At 74.1% G+C, this 18,637-nt stretch carries 18 protein-coding genes; 4 read left to right on the top strand and 14 right to left on the bottom strand.

The features are described 5' to 3' along the window. Positions 1-18: 18 nt before the first annotated feature. The 8 genes from ACPFP2_RS05925 to ACPFP2_RS05960 form a co-directional block, all read right to left on the bottom strand. Positions 19-1,440 (bottom strand): acyl-CoA carboxylase subunit beta, encoded by a 1,422-nt coding sequence (locus tag ACPFP2_RS05925; protein ID WP_424086861.1) that lies wholly within the window; start codon positions 1,438-1,440, stop codon positions 19-21. Positions 1,441-1,461: 21 nt separating this feature from the next. Beyond that, positions 1,462-2,688 (bottom strand): beta-ketoacyl-ACP synthase II, encoded by a 1,227-nt coding sequence (gene fabF / locus ACPFP2_RS05930; protein WP_424086863.1) that lies wholly within the window; start codon positions 2,686-2,688, stop codon positions 1,462-1,464. Position 2,689: 1 nt separating this feature from the next. Then, the gene (locus ACPFP2_RS05935) at positions 2,690-2,929 is read right to left on the bottom strand and encodes an acyl carrier protein (RefSeq protein ID WP_053653162.1); all 240 of its coding nucleotides are present in this window, start codon (positions 2,927-2,929) and stop codon (positions 2,690-2,692) included. Between the two features lie 77 nt (positions 2,930-3,006). Continuing rightward, a complete protein-coding gene (locus tag ACPFP2_RS05940; RefSeq protein ID WP_424086866.1) occupies positions 3,007-3,963 on the bottom strand; it encodes a beta-ketoacyl-ACP synthase III in 957 nt (318 codons plus the stop codon). 40 nt (positions 3,964-4,003) lie between these two features. Continuing rightward, positions 4,004-5,173: an acyltransferase domain-containing protein gene (locus tag ACPFP2_RS05945; protein ID WP_424086868.1), complete on the bottom strand. Its 1,170-nt coding sequence runs from the start codon at positions 5,171-5,173 to the stop codon at positions 4,004-4,006. Positions 5,174-5,260: 87 nt separating this feature from the next. Then, positions 5,261-6,649 carry a PucR family transcriptional regulator gene (locus ACPFP2_RS05950; protein ID WP_424086870.1) on the bottom strand — a complete coding sequence of 463 codons (1,389 nt, stop codon included), beginning with the start codon at positions 6,647-6,649 and terminating at the stop codon, positions 5,261-5,263. Next, entirely contained in the window at positions 6,646-7,314 is a 669-nt protein-coding gene (locus ACPFP2_RS05955; protein ID WP_424086872.1) for a response regulator, read from the bottom strand. The genes ACPFP2_RS05950 and ACPFP2_RS05955 overlap by 4 nt, the downstream gene beginning before the upstream one ends. Beyond that, a complete protein-coding gene (locus ACPFP2_RS05960) occupies positions 7,311-8,480 on the bottom strand; it encodes a sensor histidine kinase (protein ID WP_424086874.1) in 1,170 nt (389 codons plus the stop codon). The genes ACPFP2_RS05955 and ACPFP2_RS05960 overlap by 4 nt, the downstream gene beginning before the upstream one ends. 193 nt (positions 8,481-8,673) lie before the next feature. Between ACPFP2_RS05960 and ACPFP2_RS05965 the strand changes: the two genes are divergently transcribed. Both ACPFP2_RS05965 and ACPFP2_RS05970 read left to right on the top strand, forming a co-directional pair. Continuing rightward, positions 8,674-9,213, top strand: coding sequence for a hypothetical protein (locus tag ACPFP2_RS05965; protein ID WP_424086876.1), 540 nt, complete (start codon positions 8,674-8,676; stop codon positions 9,211-9,213). Between the two features lie 101 nt (positions 9,214-9,314). Continuing rightward, complete coding sequence (locus ACPFP2_RS05970; protein WP_424086878.1) at positions 9,315-9,722, top strand: hypothetical protein; 408 nt, start codon at positions 9,315-9,317, stop codon at positions 9,720-9,722. Positions 9,723-9,868: 146 nt separating this feature from the next. Here the strand turns inward: ACPFP2_RS05970 and ACPFP2_RS05975 are convergent, their stop codons facing one another. Then, positions 9,869-10,537 carry a hypothetical protein gene (locus ACPFP2_RS05975; RefSeq protein WP_424086880.1) on the bottom strand — a complete coding sequence of 223 codons (669 nt, stop codon included), beginning with the start codon at positions 10,535-10,537 and terminating at the stop codon, positions 9,869-9,871. A 274-nt stretch (positions 10,538-10,811) separates the two neighbouring features. Here ACPFP2_RS05975 and ACPFP2_RS05980 point away from each other — a divergent pair, with 274 nt between their 5' ends. Continuing rightward, positions 10,812-11,351 carry a copper resistance CopC family protein gene (locus ACPFP2_RS05980; protein WP_424086881.1) on the top strand — a complete coding sequence of 180 codons (540 nt, stop codon included), beginning with the start codon at positions 10,812-10,814 and terminating at the stop codon, positions 11,349-11,351. 55 nt (positions 11,352-11,406) lie between these two features. Here ACPFP2_RS05980 and gltX read toward each other — a convergent pair whose 3' ends face one another. The 3 genes from gltX to ACPFP2_RS05995 all read right to left on the bottom strand — a co-directional run bounded on the left by gltX (position 11,407) and on the right by ACPFP2_RS05995 (position 15,618). After that, the gene (gltX, locus tag ACPFP2_RS05985) at positions 11,407-12,816 is read right to left on the bottom strand and encodes a glutamate--tRNA ligase (RefSeq protein ID WP_424086883.1); all 1,410 of its coding nucleotides are present in this window, start codon (positions 12,814-12,816) and stop codon (positions 11,407-11,409) included. Between the two features lie 202 nt (positions 12,817-13,018). Continuing rightward, positions 13,019-14,296, bottom strand: coding sequence for an MFS transporter (locus ACPFP2_RS05990; protein ID WP_424086885.1), 1,278 nt, complete (start codon positions 14,294-14,296; stop codon positions 13,019-13,021). Further along, entirely contained in the window at positions 14,293-15,618 is a 1,326-nt protein-coding gene (locus ACPFP2_RS05995) for a GH1 family beta-glucosidase (protein WP_424086887.1), read from the bottom strand. Before ACPFP2_RS05995 ends, ACPFP2_RS05990 begins: the two co-directional genes overlap by 4 nt. Positions 15,619-15,803: 185 nt before the next feature. Here ACPFP2_RS05995 and ACPFP2_RS06000 point away from each other — a divergent pair, with 185 nt between their 5' ends. Next, complete coding sequence (locus tag ACPFP2_RS06000; RefSeq protein WP_424086889.1) at positions 15,804-16,250, top strand: SRPBCC family protein; 447 nt, start codon at positions 15,804-15,806, stop codon at positions 16,248-16,250. Between the two features lie 96 nt (positions 16,251-16,346). Here the strand turns inward: ACPFP2_RS06000 and ACPFP2_RS06005 are convergent, their stop codons facing one another. Both ACPFP2_RS06005 and ACPFP2_RS06010 read right to left on the bottom strand, forming a co-directional pair. After that, the gene (locus tag ACPFP2_RS06005; RefSeq protein ID WP_424086891.1) at positions 16,347-17,264 is read right to left on the bottom strand and encodes a hypothetical protein; all 918 of its coding nucleotides are present in this window, start codon (positions 17,262-17,264) and stop codon (positions 16,347-16,349) included. Further along, the gene (locus ACPFP2_RS06010) at positions 17,261-18,550 is read right to left on the bottom strand and encodes a choice-of-anchor B family protein (protein ID WP_424086893.1); all 1,290 of its coding nucleotides are present in this window, start codon (positions 18,548-18,550) and stop codon (positions 17,261-17,263) included. The genes ACPFP2_RS06005 and ACPFP2_RS06010 overlap by 4 nt, the downstream gene beginning before the upstream one ends. Between the last annotated feature and the right edge of the window lie 87 nt (positions 18,551-18,637).

An 18,637-nucleotide genomic window follows, 5' to 3' on the forward strand; every position in this document is an offset into this window, starting at 1 on the left:
CCACGAGTACGTCCGGTGTTACAGCGGAATGTTGCCGTGCGCGCCCCGGGCGGCCGGTGCGGCGGCGAGGGCTTCGGCGATGCGGCGTCGGGTTTCGTCGGGTTTGATGACGTCGTCGACGACGCCGATCTCCAGGGCGCGGTTGACGCCGCCGGCGACGCGGGTCTGTTCCTCGATCAGCTGTGCGCGGAGGGTTTCGCGTTCCTCGGCGGGGGCGGCGGCCAACTTCTTGCGGTGCAGGATGTTGACCGCGGCGCTGGCGCCCATGACGGCGACTTCGGCGTTCGGCCAGGCGAACACGGCCGTCGCCCCGAGGGAGCGGGAGTTCATCGCGATGTACGCCCCGCCGTAGGCCTTGCGGGTGACCAGGGTGACCCGGGGCACGACGGCTTCGGCGAAGGCGTGCAGCAGTTTCGCGCCGCGGCGCACCACACCGTCCCATTCCTGCCCGAGGCCGGGCAGGTAGCCGGGCACGTCGACCAGCACGATCAACGGCACCCCCAGGCTGTCGCACATGCGCACGAACCGGGCCGCCTTCTCCGCGCTGGAGGCGTCCAGGCAGCCACCCAGGCGCAGCGGGTTGTTCGCGATCACCCCCACCGTGCGCCCGGCGAACCGGCCCAGCGTGGTCACCACGTTCGGCGCCCACTTGGCGTGCAACTCCACCCCCGGGCCGTCCAACAGCGCGGCGACGACCGGCTTGACGTCGTAGGCCCGGTTGGTCTCCGTCGGCAGCTTCGCGGCGAGGTCGTGCCCGGCGTCCCCGACCGGCACATCATCCGGCGACAGGCGACCCTGATGCCCCAGCAACGCGGCCAACGCCCGCGCCCGACCCAGCGCCGCCTCGTCGTCGGTGCACGTCACGTGCACCACCCCGGACCGACGTCCGTGCGGCTCCGGCCCACCCAGGCGCTCCATGTCGACCTGCTCACCCGTGACCGACCGCACCACCTCCGGGCCGGTCACGAAGATCCGCCCCGCCCCACTCATCACCACGATGTCGGTCAACGCCGGACCATAGGCCGCCCCACCCGCGGCCGGACCCAACACCACCGAAATCTGCGGCACCCGCCCCGACGCCCGCACCATCGCCGCGAACACCTGACCCACCGCGTCCAACGCGACCACACCCTCAGCCAGCCGCGCCCCACCCGAATGCCACAACCCCACCACCGGCACCCGCTCACGCACCGCCGCATCGATCGCGTCCACCACGTGCCGACACCCCTCGGCACCCATCGCACCACCCATCCGAGTGGCATCCGTGGCATACCCCACCACCGGCACACCCTCGACCTCACCCCGCGCCCACAACACCCCCGAGGCATCCCGCGACACACACAAACGCAACGAACCCGCATCGAACAACGCCCGGAGCCGAACCTCCGGATCGCGGTAGTCGGCTGTCGAGGGGTCCGCGCTGACGGCGGTCGTGGTCACTTGAGCCTCCAGGGTGTGGTCTCAGGCCCGCGTGAAGACGAGAGCCACGTTGTGGCCGCCGAAGCCGAACGCGTTGTTCAGCGCGGCGGGGATCTCCATGCGACGCGCCTCGTGTGCGGCCACGTCCATGGTCAGGCCGTCGTCGGGGTCGTCCAGGTTGATGGTCGGAGGTACGACACCGTCGCGGATGGCCAGGATGGTGGCGATCGACTCCAACGCCCCGGCCGCGCCGAGCAGGTGACCGGTCATCGACTTGGTCGCCGCCAGCACCGGGTGGTCCCCGAGTGCCTGGTGCAGCGCCCCGATCTCCAACATGTCGCCCACCGGCGTCGACGTCGCGTGCGCGTTGACGTGCATGATGTCCATTTTGGCGACGTCGGCGTCCGCGATCGCCTTCCGGATTGCCCTGATGGCGCCCTCGCCCTCGGCGTGCGGCTGCACCATGTCGTACGCGTCGGAGGTGATGCCGGCGCCGGCCAGGCGCGCGTACACCCGGGCGCCGCGGGCGGCGGCGTGGTCGGCGCGTTCCAGCACCACGATGCCGGCGCCCTCGCCGAGGACGAAGCCGTCGCGGCCCTTGTCCCACGGGCGGGAGGCCCGCTCCGGCTCGTCGTTGCGGGTCGACATGGCCCGCATCGAGGCGAACCCGGCGATCGGCAGCGGGTGGATGACCGCCTCGGTGCCGCCGGCCACCACCACATCTGCCCGGCCGGCCCGGATGATGTCGAGACCGAGCGCGATGGCCTCGGCGCCGGTGGCGCAGGCGCTGGCCACCGAGTGCACGCCGGCCTTCGCGCCCAGCTCCAGCCCGACCCAGGCGGCCGGGCCGTTGGGCATCAGCATCGGCACCGTGTGCGGAGAGACCCGCCGCGGGCCGGACGCCTCCAGGATGTCGTCCTGGGCGAGCATGGTGGTGGCGCCCCCGATGCCGGAGCCGACGCTGACGGCCAGCCGCTCCGGGTCCAGCCCGGAGTCGGCGAGGCCGGCGTCGGCCCAGGCCTGGTGGGCGGCGATCAGGGCGATCGCCTCGGAGCGGTCCAGCCGGCGCAGCTTGACCCGCTCCAGCACCTCGGCGGGGTCGACCGCGAGCTGGGCGGCGATCTGGACGGGAAGCTGCCCGGCCCACTCCTGGGTGAGCGGACCCACCCCGGAGCGGCCGGCGAGCATGGCGTCCCAGGTCGACGCGACGTCCCCGCCCAGCGGGGTGGTCGCGCCGAGCCCGGTGACGACGACGTCGGGACGACTCATATCAGGACTGCGCCTCGATGTAGCTGACGGCGTCCCCGACGGTCTTCAGGTTCTGCACCTCGTTGTCCGGGATCTTGACGCCGAACTTCTCCTCGGCCGCCACCACGACCTCCACCATGGAGAGCGAGTCGACGTCGAGGTCGTCGGTGAAGGACTTCCCCTCGGCCACGTCGTCCGGGTTCACCCCGGCAACCTCTTCGAGGATCTCGGCGAGGCCGGTGGTGATCTCGTCACGGGTCATTGCGGTTGGGTTTCCTCTCCATAGGGGGGTAGTTCTCCGCCGGACGGCGGCGCGGCACGGTGGGACCGGGCCGGGTCTCAGGGGCAGCGGACGACCTGACCGGCGTAGGTCAGGCCGCCGCCGAAGCCGAAGAGCAGCACCGGGGCGCCCGAGGGCACCTCCCGCCGCTCGACCAGCTTGGACAGGGCCAGCGGCACACTGGCCGCCGAGGTGTTGCCGGACTCGACGATGTCCTTGGCGACGATGGCCTGCGGGATGCCCAGGCGCTTGGCGATGCCGTCGATGATCCGGCCGTTGGCCTGGTGCGGCACGAACGCGGCCAGCTCCGACGGGGCGACCCCGGCCCGCTCGCAGGCCTGCAGGGCCAGCGGGGCCAGCGCGGTGGTGGCCCAGCGGAAGACCGCCTGCCCCTCCTGCGCGATGTACGGGCGCCAGCCCTCGATCCGTACCGCGTCGCTCTTCTCCGGCACCGATCCCCAGACCACCGGGCCGACCCCGGCGGGCTCGCCCTCGCCGGTGGCGGTGACCACCGCGGCACCGGCGCCGTCACCGAAGATGATGCAGGTCGAGCGGTCGGTCCAGTCGGTGAAGTCGGAGAGCTTCTCCGCGCCGATGACGATCGCGTTGCGCGCCGCCCCGGCCCGGATCGCGTGGTCCACCGTGCCGAGCGCGTACGCGAAGCCCGAGCAGGCCGTGTTGAGGTCGTACGCCCCGGGGGCGGTGATGCCCAGCTTCGCGGCGACCCGGCAGGCCACGTTCGGGCTGCGGTCGATCGAGGTGCAGGTGGCGACGACGACCAGGTCGATGTCGGCGGCGGTGAGGCCGGAGTTGGCCAGGGCCTTGCCGGCGGCGGCGGTCGCCATGTCGGCCACCGTCTCACCGTCGGCGATCCGCCGGGAGACGATGCCGACCCGGTCCCGGATCCACTCGTCGTTGGTGTCGACGAGTTGGGCGAGGTCGTCGTTGGTCACCACCCGCGAGGGCTGGTAGTGGCCGAGCGCGAGGATCCGACTGCCGGTGACGGGCCTGCTCATGCCGACGCCTCCCGGCGACGGTCCCTGACGATGCGCTCGCTCATACGTGGCCTCCGATGCGGGCGAGGGGCTGACCCGGAGCGACCGGGTCGTCGTGGTGGGCGAGCCACTCGGTGAGCAGCCCGCTGTCGTGCGCGGTCACCTCGACCGGCCCCTGTCGGGTGGCGACGTGGCCGATCACCTGGCCGGTGCGGAGGTCGGCGCCCTCGGCGAGCTCCGCGTCCGGTTCGAAGGTGCCCGCGACGGGCGAGACGACCACCCGGAACTGGACCACCGGCTCGTGGCCGCGCAGGCCGCTGTGCCGGGCGATCAGGTCGCGGGCGGCGGGCAGGTCGTCGGGGGTGTTCAGGGAGACGATCTCGGGCACGCCGGTCTCCTTGAGCTCCCGCTTGACCAGGCCGGCAAGGGTGCCGGCCGGGGGCAGCTCGATCACGCCGGTGACGCCGAGGTCGGCCAGGGTGCGCATGCACAGGTCCCAGCGGACCGGGGCGGTGACCTGGCGGACCAGCCGCTGCACCATCTCCCGGCCGTGGTTGACCGCCGCGCCGTCGAGGTTGGACAGCAGGATCCGGCGCGGGTCGGCGGGGGTGATCCCGGCGGCCACCGCGGCGAGCGCGGCCTCGGCCGGCGCCATGTACGGGGTGTGGAACGCCCCGGCCACCTTGAGCCGGATCACCCGGCTCTTCGCGGGCGGCTCGGCGGCGAGCTTGTCCAGCGCGTCGAGGCTGCCGGCCGCGACGATCTGGCCGGCGCCGTTGCGGTTGGCGGGGTGCAGCCCGTGCGCGTCGAGCGCGGCGAGGACCTCGTCGGAGTCGCCGCCGAGCACGGCGGCCATGCCGGTCGGCTCCAGCGCGCAGGCGGCGGCCATCTCGCGTCCGCGTACCCCGGCGAGGGTGATCGCGGCTTCGGCCGGGAGGACCCCGGCCAGCGCGGCGGCGCCCAGTTCGCCGACGCTGTGCCCGGCGGTGAGCGTGACGTCGTACATCGGCAGGTGCTCGGCGGCCAGCAGGGCGGCGGCCACCAGCAGCGGCTGCGTGCGGGCGGTGTCCTTGATCTCGTCGGCGTCGGCCGCGGTGCCGAGGTGCACCAGGTCGACCCCGGCGAGCGCGGACCACCAGCGCAGCCGTGCCTCGGCGCCGGTCAGGTCGAGCCAGGGGGTCAGGAAGCCGGGCTTCTGGGAACCCTGGCCGGGAGAGAGTACGGCGAGCACGTCTATGACTCTCCTGGATACGCGTGGGTAGCGCTGTGTCGGCACCAACCAAACCGCACTAGGACCTTTGGTGGGATCCTACAAAAATCAACGGCGGTCATCACCTGTCTGTGAGGTTTTCCTGACGGCTGGGGTCATTGTCTGGGTCGGGACAGTGGTGACGGCCGGGAAGACCGGGTCCAACCGCCCCACCGTCAGCGCCACCTGCAGGGCGAACGCGTCCCGCGCGGCCAACGGGGAGAAACCGGTCACCTCGGCGATCCGCCGCAGCCGGTAGCGGACCGTGTTCGGGTGCACGAACAGCGACCGGGCCGCGCTCTCCAGCGTCCCGCCGGCGGCGAAGAAGGCGTCCAGCGTCTCCAGCAGCTCGCCGCCCGCGCGCACCAGCGTCGCGTACACGTCGTGGCGCAACCGGCGGCGGGCCTCCGCGTCGCCGGCCAGGGCCCGCTCGGGCAGCAGGTCCGCCGCGGCGACCGGGCGCGGCGCGGTCGGCCAGGCCGGCGCCGCGCGGAACCCGGCGAGCGCGGCCCGCGCCGACTCCGTCGCCTCGTCCAGGCTCGGCACGCCCGGCCCGACCACCACCGGCCCGTCACCGAACGCGGGGAGCAGCTTCTCGGTGGCGGCGACCGGGTCGGCGGCGCCACCGAGGACGATCACCAGGCGGTCACCGTGCACCCCGCCGATCACCTCCACCCCGATCCGCCGGGCCTGGCGGTAGACGGTGTGCAGCACGGCGGCCACCTCGCCGCCGGGGGAGCGCCCCACCGCCACCGAGACCGGCGGGGCGTCCGCCCAGCCCAGCGCCGCCGCCCGGCTGGCCAGCACGTCGGGGGAGTCGCCCCGCAGCAGCGCGTCCACCAGCAGCGCCTGCAACCGGGCGTCCCAGGAGCCGCGCGACTCGGCGGCGCGGGCGTACACCCGGGCGGCGGCGAAGGCGATCTCCCGGGAGAAGCGCAGCACGGCCTCCCGGAGCTGCTGCTCCTCACCCTTGGCGGCCAGGTGCGACACCTGCTCCTCGACCACGTCGATGGTCACCTTGATCAGCGCCACGGTCTGCTGGAGGGTGATCGAGCGGGCCAGGGCCTGCGGGGCGGTGGCGAAGACCTCGTCGGAGACCTCCTGGGTGCTGTCCGTCGTGCCGCCGCCGCCGTGCAGCCACTGCACCAGGGACCGGACGCCGGCCTGCGCCACCAGCATGACCCAGGAACGCTGGTCGGCCGGCAGCTCGCGGAACCAGGGCAGGGTCTCGTCCATCCGGGAGACGCTGGCGGTGGCCAGCGCCCCCGCCGCCCGCTCGATCCGGCGCAGCGTGGCCGACAGCTCGGTACCGCCCGGCTCGCTCACCGCTCCAGCCTGACATGTGCTGACCAGGGCAACCACGTCGGCCTCCGGCGGGGCCGCCGGTGCGCCCGACAGCCCGGCCGGTGGCGGGTGCGGGACGCCGCCCACGTCCGAGGGCGCGGTCGCCGCGGTCACGGCGTCGGGGGCGTGGGCAGGCCCAGCTCCTGGGCGAGGATGGCGGCCTGTACCCGGCTGCGCAGCTCCAGCTTGGCCAGGATCCGGCTGACGTGGGTCTTGGCGGTGCTCTCCGCCATCGCCAGCCGCGACCCGATCTGCTGGTTGGACAGGCCGGCGCCCAGGCAGGCCAGCACGTCGCGTTCCCGGGGGGTCAGCGTCGCCACCGCCGCCCGGGTCGCCGCCGGGGTGGCGGGCGGGGCGGCCGCGAAGGCGCTGATCAGCCGGCGGGTCACCGCCGGGGCGATGAACCCCTCACCGCGTGCGATCGTGCGCACCGCCGCCACCAGGCCCGCCGCGTCGGTGTCCTTGAGCAGGAACCCGGCCGCCCCGGCCCGCAGCGCGCCGAAGACGTACTCGTCGAGGTCGAAGGTGGTGAGCACCAGGACGTCGGCCAGGTGATCGGCGACGATCTCCCGGGTGGCCGAGACGCCGTCGAGCCGGGGCATCCGGATGTCCAGGACGGCGACGTCGGGGCGCAGCTCCCGGCAGAGCCGCACGGCCGCCTCGCCGTCACCGGCCTCGCCGACCACCTCGATGCCCGGATCGCCGGAGAGGATCAGGACGAGCCCGGCCCGCACGGCGTCCTGGTCGTCGGCGAGGACGACCCGCACCGGGGCGGTCACCGGGCCACCCCGGTGGGCAGCGCCGCGTGCACCCGCCACCGGCCGTGCACCGGACCGGCGGAGAACCGGCCGTCCAGCAGCGCGGCCCGTTCCCGCATGCCGATCAGCCCGGCGCCCGCCCCGGTGAGCGGGCCGGTGCCCGCGCGTACCGGGTTCTGCACCGTCACCACCACCTCCGTCGGCTCGTACGCGACGCACAGCTCCGCCGTGCCGGCGCCGTGCCGCAGCGCGTTGGTCAGCGATTCCTGCACGATCCGGTACGCGGCCAGGTCCACCCCGACCGGCAGCGGGCGGGGCTGCCCGGTGACGGTGGCGCGGACCGCCAGCCCGGCCGCGCCCACCCGGTCGACCAGGCGGTCCAGCTCGTCGAGGCGTACCCGGGTCGGCTCCTCGGCGTCGTCGGCCGGCTCCCGGAGCAGGCCGATCAGCTGGCGCATCTCCGCCATGCCCTGCACGCTGCTCTCCCGGATCACCCGCAGCGCCGCGTCGACCCGGGTCCGCTCCAGCTCCGGCGCGGAGAGCACGGCGGTGGCGTGCAGGGCCACCGCGCTCAGGTGGTTGGCCACCACGTCGTGCAGCTCCCGGGCCATCCGGGCGCGTTCGGCGAGCACCGCCTGGCGGCGGTCCAGCTCGGCCAGCCGGGCGGTCTGCTCGGCCCGGGTCCGTTCGGCCGCCGCCTGGTCCCGGTACTGGCGCACGCTGACGCCGGTCAGCACCGGCAGCACACCGCCCAGCACGAACGGCACCCCGGCCGCCGCGCCGCGCCAGCCCCAGAGCACGGTGCCGATCACCACCCCGGCCACGCTGAGCCAGACCGTGACCCGCAGCAGCCAGCGCCGCACCCGGGGCGGGCCGTAGACGCAGGCGTCGTAGAGCACCTGGGTGTAGACCAGGGCCGTGCCCAGCGACACGCCGAGCGCCGTGTCGGCCAGCACGGCGGCGGTGCCGAGCGCCAGGCTGGTCCGGGTGGCCGCCCGGCGCAGCCCGACGGCGACGCAGGCCACCAGCAGCGGCGCCAGGAAGAACTGCTCCGGCACGTCCGGGTCCCAGGGGAACTGGGGCTGCAACCCCACGCCGTAGAGGACCAGTCCGCCGGCGAGCGAGGCCACGGCCAGCGCCGGGTCACGTGCCGGCGAGCCGGGGCCGATCCAGGCCGGTGTCCGCATGGCCCGATCCCACCACACGCCGCGCCGCCCACCGTCCGCCCGCCGGAGGAGGCCGCCGGCCGCGACCTCCGCCGAAGGAGGTACGCCGACCCGGGGGTCCGCCGAAGGAGGTACCCCGATCTCGTCCCCGCCGTCGAGGTGCCGCCGCCCGTCGCCGGAGAGGCTGATGGCGGACGAACGGGAGGTTCGGGGGATGTTGCTGGCGGTCATCGTCGGGTGTGAGATCGCGTTCTGGGTGGTGCTCGCCGCCGGGTTGGTCGCCCGGTACCCGCTGCGCCGGCCACGGCTGGGCGCGGCGCTGCTGTTCTGCGTCCCGCTGGTGGATCTCGTGCTGCTCGTGGCGACCGTGCTCGACCTGCGCCGCGGTGCGGTGGCGAACGCCGGCCACGGGCTCGCCGCCGCCTACCTCGGCTTCTCGGTGGCCTTCGGGCACTCCATGGTCCGCTGGGCGGACCAGCGGTTCGCCCACCGTTTCGCCGGCGGCCCGCCCCCGGTGAAGCCGCCCCGGCACGGCTGGGCGCGGGCCCGGCACGAGTGGCGCGAATGGGGCAAGGGACTGCTCGGCTGGGCCGTCGCCTGCGCCCTGCTCGGCGCGGCGATCCGCTACGTCGACGACCCGGAGCGCACCCGCGAGCTGGGGAACTGGATCCAGAAGCTCACCGTCGCGATCGTGATCTGGCTGGTCGCCTTCCCGGTCTGGGAGACGATCTTCCCGCGCCGGCCGAAGTCCTGACACCGGGGTACGCGCTGCACGAGCCGTCGGTGCCGGACAGTACGGTGGCACTGCCGCCGGGGCGACCTCCCGGCGCGCGACGCGAGCGTGAGGAGACCGGGATGGCGCACGGGGAGGCCGAACACGGCTGCGCCCAGGGGGAGCCCTGCCGGCCGGGCCACCACGACCAGCCGGGGCAGGTCCGACCCCACCGTCGGCTGGCCGCGCTGCCCTGCCCCACGGAGCAGGCCGGTCGGGCGGCGGAGCGGGTCGACGACGAGGTGGCGGTCCCGCGCCAGCGGGCGGCCGAGCCGTCCGGGCCGGAGGCCACGCCCACGCGTCCCCGCGCCGTCGAGCCGGCGCCCCGGCCGCGTCCCGCCGAGCCGTCCGCCTCCGGCGAGCCCGAGCGGGGCGTGTCGCACGGCTGCCGCAGCGAGCTGGCCGGCTGGGCGGGCGCGCACCGGCACGGCCCGGTCCGCCCCAGCCGCCGTCGGGTCCGCCGGGAGCGGCCGCCGCACCGCTGGTGCTGACCCCCGCGGTGCGTCTGCCGGCAGCTCCGTCTGCGTCGCACAGTCCACGGCGGACCTGAGCGGGCCGGCCGGCCCGGACACGGACAGGTTCCGTGCCGGGACCGAGGTCCGACCGGCCGCCGGTGGACGAGCCCCGCCGGGCGCGCTCAGCGGGTGCGGCGGCGGACCAGCAGGGCGATCCCGGCCAGCCCGGAGGTGATCACCAGCACCACGCCGAGGTTGAGCAGCAGCAGGCGCTGGAGTTCACCGATCGCGGTGTCGAGGTCCTTGGCCGGGTTCAGGGCCTCCTCCGGGATGACCCGCTCACCGCCGCCGATCCCGCCGCTGAGCGTGTCGAACTGCCGCTCCAACGGAACCCCGGCGTGGCGCAGGGTCTCGGACATGTTGAGCCGGCCGAGGAACCAGCCGGCGCTGGTCTTGCGGGCGTCGGGCTGCTTCGCCGGCCGGTACGCCCGCGGCCCACCCTTGGCCAGCGGGTAGAGGTCGTAGGTCTGCTTCGGCGTCTCCCCGGCGAGCACCACGACGGTGTACTTCGGACCGAGATTGGCGGCCTTGGGGCCGGTGGACGCGCCGGTGCGGCCGAACCAGTTGACCTGGTCGATCACCGCGAGCACGAGGGCGGGCTGGGTCTCCGAACGCAGCCGCAGCGGCTCGCTGAGCCCGTCTCCGGTGATGTCCACCCCGGCGGGCGGGGGCTTCGGCGCCGTCCGGGCAGGACCGGCGGCCCGCGCCGGGGCAGCCGCTGCCAGGCCGAGCGCCGCGGCCAGCGCGGCTGCCGCCACCGTACTGAGCAACCGCCTCATCCGTCCGACCATCGCCGCCTCCTCGCCCCGTTCGATGGATGGCTGTGCTGCAGGTCACGCGTTGGCTGGCCGACGGCGGTGACCATGCCCCCAGGCCGGGTACCCACCTCAAAGACTCCGCAGATCGGCGTTCGGTTGCAGCTGCCTGACCAGTATGTGGAACTAATCGCGATCCGGACCCGACTAATGGTCAGCCGTTGATCAGCGGGCGGATCGTACCTTTGCGGAGGGGTTCATGGGGGGCAGGGTCCCACGGGCGGCGCGCACCGCGCCAGTGGTCTTGGGCGTGGCGCTCGGTGTGTCGTTGCTGCTGCCGGCGGCGCCGGCGCTCGCGCACAACTCGCTGACCGGCAGCAACCCGGCCGACGGGGCCCGGGTGGCGAGCGCACCGGCCCGCATCGAGCTGCGGTTCCTGTCGAAGCCGGACCCGGCTACGACGAAGATCACAGTGGTCGGACCGGGCAGCGTGCCGGCCGCCGGTGGCGCGCCGAGCTTCACCGGCAGCCGGGTGAGCGTCCCGTTCGCCGCCGGCCCGGCCGGCGAGTACACCGTGGGCTACCAGCTCGCCTCCAGCGACGGCCACCCGGTGAAGGGGACGGTGCGGTTCACCCTCACCACCGGCGTGTCGAGCACCCCGAGCGCGGGCGGGACCCCGACGGCGTCCGCCCCGCCCACCACCGCCGCACCGGTCACCACCGCCGTGCCGACCACCGCGTCGGAGACCGACGACGACGGCGCACCGGTCTGGCCGTGGCTGCTCGGCGCCGGGGTGCTCGTCGCTGCGGGCGCCGCGCTGCTGCTGCGCCGCCGCGCCCCGCGCGCCTGACCCGGTACGACGCGAGGGCCCGCCGGAGACCGGCGGGCCCTCGTTCGGGTACCCCTCAGACCAGGCGGGCCCGGGCGGCGCGCAACCGGGCCAGGGTGCGCTCCCGGCCGAGCACCTCCAGCGACTCGAACAGCGGCAGCCCGACGGTGCGGCCGGTCACCGCGACCCGGACCGGCGCCTGCGCCTTGCCCAGCTTCAGCCCGCGCTCCGCGCCGACCGCCTCCAGCGTCGACTTCAGCGAGTCGGCGTCCCACGAGGCCAGCCCCGCGTAGCCGGAGATCGCCGCGTCGAGCAGCTCGGCCGCGCCCTCCTTCATCGCCTTCGCCCAGGCGGCCTCGTCGATCAGCGGGTCGGCCACGAAGAGGAAGTCGACGTTCGGCACGATCTCGCTGAGCACCGCGATCCGGGTCTGCGCCAGCGGGGCGACCGTCGCGAACGCCTGCGCGTCGAACTCGGCCGGCTGCCACGGCGGCGGGGCGATGGTGTCGGTGCCGGTCAGCCAGGGCTGGCAGGCGGCGACGAACTCGTCGACCGGCAGAGCGCGGATGTACTCGCCGTTGAACGCGCGCAGCTTCTTCTCGTCGAAGAAGGCGGGGGAGGGGTTGACCTCCTCCAGCCGGAACTCCTCCTCGATGACCGACCACGGCACGATCTCGCGGTCCCCGGACGGGGCCCAGCCGAGCAGCATCAGGTAGTTGCGCATCGCGTCGGCGAGGTAGCCCTCGTCCTTGTACGCCTCCAGGGCGACCTTGTCGCGGCGCTTGGAGAGCTTCTGCCGCTTCTCGTTGACCACCACCGGCACGTGCGCCCAGACCGGCGGCTTGACGCCGAGGGCGTCCCAGAGCAGCTGCTGCTTCGGGGTGTTGGGCAGGTGCTCCTCGGCCCGGATCACGTGGGTGATCCCCATGGTCATGTCGTCCACGACGTTGGCCAGCAGGAAGACCGGGGAGCCGTCGCCACGGGCGATGACGAAGTCCTCGATGAGCTTGTTCTCGAAGGTCGGCTCGCCGCGGATCAGGTCGACCACCACGGTCTCGCCGGTGTCCGGGGTACGGAAGCGCAGCGCGCGTCCCTCGCCCGCCGCCAGGCCCCGGTCCCGGCAGTGGCCGTCGTACCCCTGGTACTGCGAACCGGTGCGGGCCTGCACGGCCTCCCGGGTGCAGTCGCAGTAGTAGGCCCGGCCGGACTCGTACAGCCGCTGGGCGGCGGCGCGGTGCTCGCCGGCGTACGAGGACTGGAAGTAGGGACCCTCGTAGCTGCCGCGCGCGATGCCGATCCAGTCCAACGCCGACAGGATGCCCTCGGTCCATTCGGGCTTGTTGCGCGCCGCGTCGGTGTCCTCGATGCGCAGGACGAAGACCCCGCCCTGCTGCTTGGCGTAGATCCAGTTCTGCAGCGCCGAGCGGGCGCCGCCGACGTGGAACATACCGGTCGGGGAAGGGGCGAAGCGCACACGTACCGTCACGTCCCCCAGCCTACGGCCGGCCGCGACCGCATTCCCCCAGGGGGCCGACCCACCCGCTCCCCGCTCCGGTGATCCGCGCACTTTCACGGAAAGTGTGGCTTCGCGGGGTCGGATAGCCACTCTTTCCGTGAAAGTGCGGGCTGCGAGCGGCGGGCTGCGGGCGGCGGGCGGCGGGGTGGGCTGGGGGAATGGGGGGGGGCAGTCAGCGGACGGCGCGGATCTTGAGGACGAGGGCGCTGCCGAGCAGGGTGACCGCCGCGGTGACCGCGTAGAGCGCGGGGTAGCCGCCCAGGTGCACCACGATCGGGGCGGAGAGCGCCGGGCCGAGCACCTGCGGGGCGGAGTTCGCGATGTTGATCACGCCGAGGTCCTTGGCCCGGTCGGTGGCGCGGGGCAGCACCTCGGTGATCAGCGCCGCGTCCACCGACAGGTAGACCCCGTAGCCGGCGCCGAGCAGCAGCGCGGCGACGACCGCCGTGGACCAGACCGGGGCGACGGCGAGCAGCAGCGCGGCCACCGCCATCACCACCCCGGCGGCGATGACGAAGACCTTGCGCCGCCCGGACCGGTCGGAGAGCCGGCCGGCGACCACGGCGGTGAGCATCATCCCGGCGGTGTAGAGCAGGATCAGCACCAGCAGGGCGCCCTCGGGGTCGGGGTGGCGCACCCCGTCGGTGAGGAAGTACAGCAGGTAGAGGGTGCCCAGGGCGTTGCCGATCTGGACCAGGAACCGGGTGATCCAGGCCCAGGCGAAGTCCGGGTGCCGGCGCGGGCTGATCCACATCGAGGCCGCCAGGGCCCGCAGCCGCAGTGGCGGCCGGTGCGCCCGGGGCAGCGGGTCGTCGCGGGTGAGCAGGGCGAACGGCAGCGACAGCACCAGCACCGCGACGGCGATCGCGGCGTACCCGGCGGCGTTGCCGGTGACCACGGCGGTGACCAGCACCGCGCCGACCACCAGACCGAGGGCCTGCGGGATGCCGACCCAGCCGGAGACCCCGCCCCGCTGGGCGACCGGCACCCGGTCCGGGATCGCGGCGGTCAGGCTGGCCAGCATCGCGTTGAAGCACACCTGGGCGGCGACCCAGCCGAGCGCCACCCCGGCGATGGTCTCCTGCCGGGCCAGCAGCACCAGGGCGAGCGCGCCGAGCAGCGCCCCGCCGGCCGTCCAGACGTGCCGCCGGCCGAACTCCCGCCCGGCCACCCGCAGGCAGGTACGGTCCGACAGCGCCCCCGCGAGCGGGTTGGCCAGCACCGCCGCCAGCGCGCCGAGGCCGGTCACCACGGCGAGCATGGCCTCCTTGTCGGCCGGGGCGATGCGTTCCACCTGCTGCGGCAGCAGCACCTGGATCGGGGTGAAGAACGCCATCCAGACGCCCAGGTTGGCCGCGAAGATCAGGGCGATCCAGTTCCGCCGGACCGGGACGACCGGCTCGGCGAGCGCCGCCGGCAGCGACGTCGGTGTCGGGTCGACGGTGGTCATCGCCGGGTGACGAGGTCGCGGTACCAGGCGTACGAGGACTTGGGCGTGCGGGCTCCGGTGGCGAAGTCGACGTGCACCAGACCGAAGCGTTTGGTGAAGCCCTCCGCCCACTCCCAGTTGTCCAGCAGTGACCAGACGAAGTACCCGGTGACGTCGACCCCGGCGTCGATCGCCTCGCGGACGGCCCGCAGGTGCCCGTCGAGGTACGCGATCCGCTCCGGGTCGTGCACCCGGCCCGTGGTGTCCGGCGCGTCGTCGTAGGCGCAGCCGCTCTCGGTGACCTGGATCGGCGGGAGCGCGTCGCCGTAGCGCTCCTTCAGGCCGGTGAGCAGGTCGCGCAGCCCGCCGGGGACGACCGGCCAGTCGAAGGCGGTGCGCGGGTGGCCCTCCAGCGGCACCAGGTCGAAGGGGAGCGGCGAGTCCTCCTCGGCGGCCCGGATGCCGGTGGGGTTGTAGTAGTTCACCCCGAGCACGTCGAGCGGGGCGGCGATCACGTCGAGGTCGCCGTCGCGCACCCCGGCCGGCTCGATGCCGGCCGGGTAGCCGAGCCCGAGCAGCGGGTCGGTGAAGAGCCGGTTGTGCAGCGCGTCGTACGCGAGCCCGGCCGCCCGGTCGGCGTCGGTGTCGCCGCGCAGCACCACCGGCGAGTAGTTGTTGGCGATCGCCACCGGGCTGCTGCTGCGGGCACGCAGCGCGGCGACCGCGAGCCCGTGCGCGAGGAGTTGGTGGTGGGCCACCGGGAAGGCGTCGAAGAGCAGGAAGCGGCCGGGGGCGTGCACGCCGGTGCCGTGCCCGAGGCTCATGTGGATGAACGGCTCGTTGAGGGTGATCCAGAGCTTCACCCGGTCGCCGAGGCGGGCGGCGACGAGGTCGGCGTACTCGGCGAAGCGGGCGGCGGTGTCCCGGTGCAGCCAGCCGCCGGCGTCCTCCAGCGGCTGCGGCAGGTCCCAGTGGAAGAGGGTGGCGACCGGGTCGATGCCGGCGGCGAGCAGGTCGTCGACGAGTCGCTCGTAGAAGTCCAGGCCGGCCGCGTTGGCCGCGCCGGTGCCGCCGGGCTGCACCCGGGGCCAGGAGATCGAGAACCGGTACGCCGAGATGCCGAGCCCGGCCATCAGCGCGACGTCCTCGGCGTGCCGGTGGTAGTGGTCGCAGGCGACGTCGCCGGTGCTGCCGTCGGCGATCCGTCCGGGGGTGTGCGCGAAGGTGTCCCAGATGGACGGTCCGCGCCCGTCGGCGTCGGCGCCGCCCTCGATCTGGTACGCCGAGGTGGAGACGCCCCAGCGGAAGCCGGCGGGGAACGAGGGCAGCGGCGCGGTCGTCATGGACCCCTCCCGGGAACGCGAATCGTGTTCGCGACTCTAGGGGTCGTCGGGCTGTTGCGCCATAGGCCCTCGGCAATGCGGGCGCAAGGGTTTTCGGCGTGTCTTTACCGAACCCGTCCGCTTACGTCCGAATTTGCGCATAGAGTGCCGAATATCGCGGATGTCCTCAGTGGGGGAAGACAGAAATGATCCTCGTGGAACGCAGTGCGCACGTGATGGCGCCGGTGGAAGCGGTCTGGGACGTCGTGCAGCGGGCCGAGCAGTTGCCGGCCTGGCTGGCGGGCGTCCGCGCGGCCGAGGTCCTCTCGGGTGAGGGCTTCGGTCGGCGGCAGCTGGTCCAGGCCGGACGCGGCGCGGCGCACGAGGCCGAGGTGATCGCCTTCCAGGAGCCGACCCTGATCGGCTGGCGGGAACGGGCCAAGGGCGCCGGCGCCCGGGCCGAGGCGCGCACCGAGATCTACGTCCAGCTCACTCCCGACGAGGAGGAGGGCGGGACGGTCGTGCGGCTCATCGTCGTACGGTGGCCGGCCGGACCGGTCAAGGCGGCCCTGCTCCGGCTCGGGCTGCGTCGGGTCGGCGCCGACCTGGAGGACTCGCTGGCCCGGCTCACCGATCTGGCCGCCGTCGGCTGACCAGGCCACGTCCTCCGGCGTCACCCGCGACGGCGGTGGCCCGGCGTCCCCGCCAGGGGCGTCCGGACCACCGCCGGCTTGCGTCCGGTACGGGAGTCACGCGGTGACGGTGAACGCCGCGACGTGCACGACGTCCCGGTGGCGGAACTCGAAGAACAGTCGGTAGGTGCCCGCCGACGGCACCGTCACGCCGAACGCCACCACCGACTCGGGTCGACTGGCCGCCGCCGGGTGCACGTGCAGGTAGGCCAGGTCGCCGTGGCGCAACGCCACCAGGTGCCCGTACGCGCCCAGGTGCGGTTGCAGGTCCTCGACCGGCCGGCCGTCGCGGCCGAGCCACACCAGCACCTGGTTCGACTCGCCGGGGCGCAGCCCGCCGTCCAGGGTGACCGTGTAGCCGTCGACGAGGATGGTCTCCTGCGGCTCGGCCGGTGGGCGGGGCGCGTACCGGCCGGGCACCGGCACGTCGACGCCCAGGGTGACCTGCCGGGCGGCGTCCTCGGGCCAGAAGTCGGCGATCGCCCGCAGCGGCCCGGGCGCCTCCGGGGTGACCAGGGCCCGCCAGGTCCCGTCGGCGGCCATCTCCGGGTGCACGTGCCGGTAGCCGGTCAGGTCCCGCCCCACCAGGACCAGGTGCATCAGCCGCTCGTGGTTGAGCCGGAACCGGGTCACCGGCGCGCCCGCCGCGTCGGTGATGCGGAAGGCCAGCTCGCCCGGCCGACCGGCGGTCAGGGCGGGGGTGTCCAGCACGAGGGTCCAGCCGTCGCGCGAGACCTGCAACCCGGCCGGGCCGTGATCGGCGTGCGCGGCCGGGCCCGCCACTGCGGATCGGACCGGCGCCGGCGCGGCGTCGAGCCGTCCCGCCACGAAGCCGAGCGTCAGGGTCAGCCCGAGGACCAGGGCGGCGGCCAGGTACCGGTGCGGCCGGCCGCCGTCCGGGCGGGGGCGCCACTGGGACGCCCCCTCGGCTCGGTCGAGGGCCGGCAGCACCGGCCGGTCACTGGTCGCGGTCACGACAACCGGGGCTGGAGGACGAAGAGCCCCTGCTCGATGCCGCTGACCACCACGGTCCCGCTGGGGAAGTACGGGTAGACGCTCCACGCCCCGTTCATCGAGCTGCTGTTGCTGGACGGGTAGACGTCGAAGTACCCGGCCTCCGTCGCGCGGCCGGCCGGCACGTCCCGCAGGTCCAGGATGCGCAGCCCGGCCCGGTAGTTGGCCTGGTAGCTGTAGTTGCCCTTGACGTACTGGTTGTGGTCGGTGGCCTTGACCCCGGTGGGCGCGCTGTAGGTGCCGATGTGCCGGGGCGCGTCCAGGTCGGCCAGGTCCCAGATGTACGTCTGGGTGTTCACCCCGCGCCGGGACTCGTCCAGCTCGTCGTCGAGCAGGAAGTACCGCTGGTCGGCGGTGAACCAACCCTGGTGGGTGTACGCGCGGCCGGTGTAGCCGATCCGGGCGAGCTGACGGGGCGCCGACTTGGTGGTCACGTCCGCCACGGTGACGGTGTCCTCGTTGGAGCTGACGCAGATCTCCCGGCCGCTGTAGGTGGTGTCCGGGCCGCGGTAGACGACGCACTGGGTGTCGTGGGTGTACCCGTCGGTGCTGACGCAGCCGGCCTGCACCGGCGACTTCGGGTTCCGGATGTCGACCATGTGCAGCCCGCCGGAGCAGGTGTTCGACCCCACCGCGTACGCGTAGCCGGTCTCCTCGTTGATCGCGATGTTGTGCGAGTTGCCGAACCGGTTGTACTGCGCGTCCGACGTCCAGGTCTTCGGCGTGGTGACGCCGCGCAGCCGGGTCAGGTCGAAGACCTGCATCCCGTGGCCGGACACGTCGGCCACCACGTACGCGTGGTTCCGGTAGACCTTGATGTCCCGCCAGATCGCCGTCCGGTTCTGGTACGCGGGCAGGTTGCCCAGGTAGACCGGCGCGGTGGGGTTGGACACGTCCACGAACGAGGTGCCGTTGCGGCGCCCGACCAGCGCGTACTCCTTGCCGGTCTGGCTGTCAGTCCAGCCCCAGATGTCGTTGGCCTGGCTGCCGCCGATGTTGGCCAGCGGCATGAACGACAGCAGGTCGACGTTGCGGCAGGGATACCCCGCCGCCTGCCCGTTGGTGCAGGTCGCCGCCGCGGCGGCGGCCAACTGCTGGGTCGGCTCGCGCTGCGCCATGAACTCCTGGGCCGAGGCACGCCCGGCGGGCGTGTCCGGCGAGTGCGCCACCGTGGGCGTCCCCGACCCGAGCATCGACACCGCCAGGGTGCCGACCGCCAGGGCGATTCCGATCCGGACGACTCGCATGCCGCCTCCCTACCGTCGCGCCGGGTGTGGCGTCGGTGTCCCGAGCGGCGGGTGGACGGGCACGACGGGAGGGTCCACCGGACCGGC

The organism is Micromonospora citrea, assembly GCF_049629545.1.
Classification (GTDB): Bacteria; Actinomycetota; Actinomycetes; order Mycobacteriales; family Micromonosporaceae; genus Micromonospora; species Micromonospora citrea_A.

Bases quoted from the DNA above. Each gene is read 5' to 3' on its own strand.
- fabF (WP_424086863.1), bottom strand. From the start codon at position 2,688: ATGAGTCGTCCCGACGTCGTCGTCACCGGGCTCGGCGCGACCACCCCG.
- ACPFP2_RS05935 (WP_053653162.1), bottom strand. From the start codon at position 2,929: ATGACCCGTGACGAGATCACCACCGGCCTCGCCGAGATCCTCGAAGAG.
- ACPFP2_RS05940 (WP_424086866.1), bottom strand. From the start codon at position 3,963: ATGAGCAGGCCCGTCACCGGCAGTCGGATCCTCGCGCTCGGCCACTAC.
- ACPFP2_RS05960 (WP_424086874.1), bottom strand. From the start codon at position 8,480: ATGCGGACACCGGCCTGGATCGGCCCCGGCTCGCCGGCACGTGACCCG.
- ACPFP2_RS05965 (WP_424086876.1), top strand. From the start codon at position 8,674: ATGTTGCTGGCGGTCATCGTCGGGTGTGAGATCGCGTTCTGGGTGGTG.
- ACPFP2_RS05970 (WP_424086878.1), top strand. From the start codon at position 9,315: ATGGCGCACGGGGAGGCCGAACACGGCTGCGCCCAGGGGGAGCCCTGC.
- ACPFP2_RS05975 (WP_424086880.1), bottom strand. From the start codon at position 10,537: ATGGTCGGACGGATGAGGCGGTTGCTCAGTACGGTGGCGGCAGCCGCG.
- ACPFP2_RS05990 (WP_424086885.1), bottom strand. From the start codon at position 14,296: ATGACCACCGTCGACCCGACACCGACGTCGCTGCCGGCGGCGCTCGCC.
- ACPFP2_RS05995 (WP_424086887.1), bottom strand. From the start codon at position 15,618: ATGACGACCGCGCCGCTGCCCTCGTTCCCCGCCGGCTTCCGCTGGGGC.
- ACPFP2_RS06000 (WP_424086889.1), top strand. From the start codon at position 15,804: ATGATCCTCGTGGAACGCAGTGCGCACGTGATGGCGCCGGTGGAAGCG.
- ACPFP2_RS06010 (WP_424086893.1), bottom strand. From the start codon at position 18,550: ATGCGAGTCGTCCGGATCGGAATCGCCCTGGCGGTCGGCACCCTGGCG.